The organism is uncultured Sphingorhabdus sp., from assembly GCF_937872355.1.
GTDB lineage: Bacteria > Pseudomonadota > Alphaproteobacteria > Sphingomonadales > Sphingomonadaceae > Sphingorhabdus_B.
Genome location: NZ_CALMSV010000178.1, coordinates 1 through 3534, shown reverse-complemented (window position 1 = coordinate 3534; position 3534 = coordinate 1). Strand labels below are relative to the sequence as shown.

General features: G+C 61.7%; 4 protein-coding genes and 1 pseudogene. 2 read left to right on the top strand and 3 right to left on the bottom strand.

Translation table 11 applies throughout. The features are described from left to right. A pseudogene (locus Q0239_RS12090) lies at nt 1-353 on the top strand (hypothetical protein); the annotation flags it as partial. 1 nt (nt 354) lies between these two features. Here Q0239_RS12090 and gor read toward each other — a convergent pair. The 3 genes from gor to rpiA all read right to left on the bottom strand — a co-directional run bounded on the left by gor (nt 355) and on the right by rpiA (nt 3047). Beyond that, nucleotides 355-1743, bottom strand: a complete 1389-nt coding sequence (gene gor, locus Q0239_RS12085) for a glutathione-disulfide reductase (RefSeq protein WP_298603198.1) — start codon at nt 1741-1743, stop codon at nt 355-357. A gap of 50 nt (nt 1744-1793) precedes the next feature. Further along, entirely contained in the window at nt 1794-2288 is a 495-nt protein-coding gene (locus Q0239_RS12080) for a DUF2059 domain-containing protein (protein WP_298603196.1), read from the bottom strand. A gap of 66 nt (nt 2289-2354) precedes the next feature. After that, nucleotides 2355-3047, bottom strand: a complete 693-nt coding sequence (rpiA, locus tag Q0239_RS12075) for a ribose-5-phosphate isomerase RpiA (RefSeq protein ID WP_298603193.1) — start codon at nt 3045-3047, stop codon at nt 2355-2357. A gap of 241 nt (nt 3048-3288) precedes the next feature. Between rpiA and Q0239_RS12070 the strand changes: the two genes are divergently transcribed. Then, nucleotides 3289-3534, top strand: a 246-nt coding sequence (locus tag Q0239_RS12070) for an HAD hydrolase-like protein (RefSeq protein ID WP_298603189.1), incomplete at its 3' end; no start/stop codon positions are given.

The window sequence follows — 3534 nt, the reverse complement described above, 5'->3', positions numbered from 1 at the left end:
CCGGGAAACTCGGCCTTGGCGAGGATTTGCCCAAAGGGGTGCTGCTGGAGTGGGCGCGCTGGGTGATGAGTCCGCGCTACTTCTTCGACGATCCCGCGCTGGAAGCCGCACGCGCCAACTTCGCCGGCTACCGGGGCGCGTTGCGGGCGTTATGCTTCAGCGACGACCCGTGGGCGACACGGAAGGCGGTTGAGTTGCTGTGCTCTGGCTTCACGCTCACCTGGGCGGACATCCGCACCATCGAACCCAAAGACGTGAGCGCTCAGAAGATCGGCCATTTCGGCTTCTTTCGGCCAGAGCATCGCGAAACGCTCTGGAAGGATGCCGGCGACTGGCTGTTGCAGGTGCGCTGACTTATTCGGCCGCGACCGTGCGCACATGACGCGCGTTGCGCGTACGCATCGTCACCAACTCTTCGGCCGCAGTCGGATGTAGCGCCATCGTCGCATCGAAATCGGCCTTGGTGGCCTTCATCTTCACGGCGATGCCGACGGCCTGAATGATCTCCGCCGCCCCGTCGCCGACGATATGACAGCCGAGTACGCGATCACTGTCTCCATCGACGACGAGTTTCATCAGCATGCGTGTATCTCGGCCAGCCAGCGTCGCCTTCATCGGACGGAAATCGGTCTTGTAGATATCGACCGTCGCAAATTTCGTGCGTGCTTGTTCTTCCGTCAGGCCCACCGTACCGACCTCCGGCTGTGTAAACACAGCGGTTGCAATATCGGAATGGTCGACGCGCGTTGCCTTGCCGCCGAAAACGCTGTCGGCAAAGGCGTGGCCTTCACGGATCGCCACCGGCGTCAGGTTGAGGCGATGGGTAACGTCGCCGACCGCGTAGATGTGCGGCACGCTGCTCTGCGAAAAGCCGTCGACTTTGATGCCCCCACTGACCGGGTCCAGCGCAACGCTAGTCTTCTCAAGGCCGAGACCGGCCACATTGGGGCTACGCCCAATCGCGAACAGCACCTGATCAGCGTCGAGGCAGCGCCCTTCTGACAAATGCACGACAAATTCGTCATTCGCCTTTTCAACGCGCGTGACGGTCTGTCCGGTAACAATCTCGATGCCGGCTTTTTCCATCTCGCTGCGCAGGTGCGCGCGAACATCGCCATCGAAGCCGCGCAGGATATTGTCACCGCGATAGATTACCGTCACATCCGAACCGAGTCCGGCAAAAATGCTGGCAAATTCGAGCGCGATGTAGCCGCCGCCTTGAATCACGATCCGCCTCGGCAGCGTCGGAAGATGAAACACCTCATTCGAGGAAATGACATGTTCGATGCCCGGAATGCCCGGCCCGTGACTCGGCGCGCCGCCAACGGCAATCAGGACGGTCTTGGCCGTCACGGTCCGGCCGTCTGACAGGCGCAGCGTATGCGCATCCTCGAATTCCGCCCTCGCCTTGACGGTGGTGACGCCCGCCTTGTCGAGGTTGGCCGTATAGGCCGCTTCCAACCGGGCGATTTCCTTGTCCTTGTTGGCGATCAGCGTCGGCCAGTCGAAGGACGACTGAGGGATCGTCCAGCCGTAACCGGCAGCATCCTCCAGGTCATGACGGAAGTGCGAGGCGTAGACCAACAGCTTCTTCGGCACGCAGCCGCGGATCACGCAGGTGCCGCCGACACGATATTCCTCGGCCACCATGACGCGCGCGCCATAGCCCGCCGCGATCCGGGCGGCGCGCACGCCGCCGGAGCCGCCGCCGATGACGAAGAGATCGACATCGTAATTCGCCATTGCCGAAGCTCCTCGTATGGCTTGTCTGCCGGTGCGCGCCCTTGCGGTTCTCAGATCTCCTTTCCGCGCTTGCGCATCTCGGCACGGAAGCGGCCGTTGACCTCCTCGCTGAACCGGACGGCCCACTGATCCATGTAGCTCATCGTGTCGTTGACCGCTTTGGGGTCCATCGTCAGCGACTTCTGACCCAACGGCGACTTGTAGAACGTCAGCAGGTCGCGCAGTTCCGCCTCAGTAAAGTTCTGGGCATAGATCCTGGCGACGTCGTTGGCGATCTGCGCCTCGCGCGGCTTCATTTCGCCGGCGATTTGGGTCGCAACCTCATTCAGATCGCGCTGATAGTTCAGATTCGACTGAAGCAGCGTGTTCTTCATGTTCTGGATCACGTTCGCGACCGCGCCGGTATAAATGCCCGTCGCCTGCTTGAGCGTCAGGATTTCCTTGGCGGTTGCGATCGCCGCCGGCGAGGGGTTCGCGGGCTGCGCCTTCGCCGCGGAAAGGTGAACCGCGCAGATCAGCGCAATCGCGGCGGCGAAGGTTTTCAATACTGCTCTCATCATTCAGCTCCTGTGTTTTTCGATCGCTTAGCCGCGCGTTGCGCCTTTGCGGCCTCAAGCGCGATGGACAACTCGAATTCCGTTTGCACCCGCCAGCACGACCATCCGCGCCATACCGACGAACAGACCATTTTCGACGACGCCAGTCACCATATTGAGGTCGCGCGCCAGCGCTGCAGCGTCCGGAATCCGACGGCAGTGCGCATCGATGATCCAGTGGCCGCCATCGGTGACGAAAGCATGGCCGTCCTTGCCGCTGCGCAATGTGAGCTTATCGCCAACTCCATGACGCGTAAGCACATCGGCGATGGCTGCTTTCGTCGCAGCAAGCCCGAATGGAATGACTTCGATCGGCAGCGGGAAACGTCCAAGAGCATCGACCCATTTGCTGTCGTCGGCGATCACGATCATGCGGTCGGAAGCGGCCGCGACGATCTTCTCGCGCAGCAATGCGCCGCCGGCGCCCTTGATCAGGTCCAGATTACCGTCGATCTCATCCGCGCCGTCAACGGTGAGATCGAGACGTGGCAGTTCGTCCAGCGTTGACAGCGCAATGCCGCACTGTTCGGCCTGGGCGCCGGTCGCTTCCGACGTCGGCACGCCCACCACCTTCATGCCGGAGCGGACCTTCTCGCCCAGCAGGTCGACGAAATGCTTGGCGGTGGAGCCGGTGCCGAGGCCGAGCTTCATGCCATCCCTCACTTCTTCCAGCGCGCGCGCCGCCGCCTGACGCTTCAGCCCGTCCATATCCATGGGACGCCTTTGCCGGCGCATCGCCGGCCCCTCTCTCACAGCCTTCTCTAAAGCAAGACCGCGAGCCGAGGAAACCCTATTCTTGGAAAATGACGCCCGAACAATCATTTGCAGGTAGTGCCTGAGAGCTGGTCATAGGGGCGACCTCATTTCACGAACCGGATTACGGCAGGGAACGCCCTTCCGGTCTCTTATGATCTTGCCCGAATCCACCGTTGCGGGTTAGCGATCGTCAATGATCTCGCCTCCACTCCTCGTTTTCGATCTCGACGGCACGCTGGTCGACACCGCGCCGGACCTGATTGCCGCATTGAACGTGATTCTCAAGCGTGAAGGGCTTCTGGAAGTCCCGCTTGAAAGCGCGCGAAACATGATCGGCGGCGGCGCGCGCAAGCTGATCGAGCGTGCCATCGAGGCCGAGGGCCGGGATTGCACGCCGGCTGAGATTTCGCGCATGACCGACGATTTCATCGCCTGGTAT

Bases quoted from the DNA above. Each gene is read 5' to 3' on its own strand.
- rpiA (WP_298603193.1), bottom strand. From the start codon at position 3,047: ATGGACGGGCTGAAGCGTCAGGCGGCGGCGCGCGCGCTGGAAGAAGTG.
- gor (WP_298603198.1), bottom strand. From the start codon at position 1,743: ATGGCGAATTACGATGTCGATCTCTTCGTCATCGGCGGCGGCTCCGGC.